Source organism: Xenorhabdus griffiniae, assembly GCF_001028135.1.
GTDB lineage: Bacteria > Pseudomonadota > Gammaproteobacteria > Enterobacterales > Enterobacteriaceae > Xenorhabdus > Xenorhabdus bakwenae.
Genome location: NZ_LDNM01000182.1, coordinates 1 through 405 on the forward strand (window position 1 = coordinate 1; position 405 = coordinate 405).

The 405-nt window shown below is 47.9% G+C and carries 1 pseudogene; it reads left to right on the forward strand.

Annotated elements, in window-relative coordinates:
* Positions 1–206: 206 nt before the first annotated feature.
* Positions 207–405, forward strand: a pseudogene (locus AAY47_RS19535) (SAM-dependent DNA methyltransferase); the annotation flags it as partial.

The window sequence follows — 405 nt, forward strand, 5'->3', positions numbered from 1 at the left end:
AGGACGGGAAAACCGGCCGGCGCTTTATCTGGTCAACGAGGAGAAGCAGGCGGTGAACCTGCCCGTGCCGGCCATCGCGGTCGGGCCATAGCCATTCGTTTAACTCGTCATTAATTGATTTTTTATCTTCACTTCAACCGAAAGGGGAAAACAGGTTCCCCTTTCGGAACGTGTTTTCCCTTTATTTTTTGCAAGGAAAACACGTGATGTCATCACAGCCGGATCACCAGAAAGAATTTATCGCGCTGTTTAACCAGACGGCGCATTATCACCGTCGTTATCAGGTTTTTCAGGATTTTTGTAATTGTGCGATGGCGGCAATACATAACAGGTACTGTTACTGCGAGGCGCTGGAGCAGTATTACCTGAAAACCATCAAAAAGTACGAACGGGAGGATATTGACC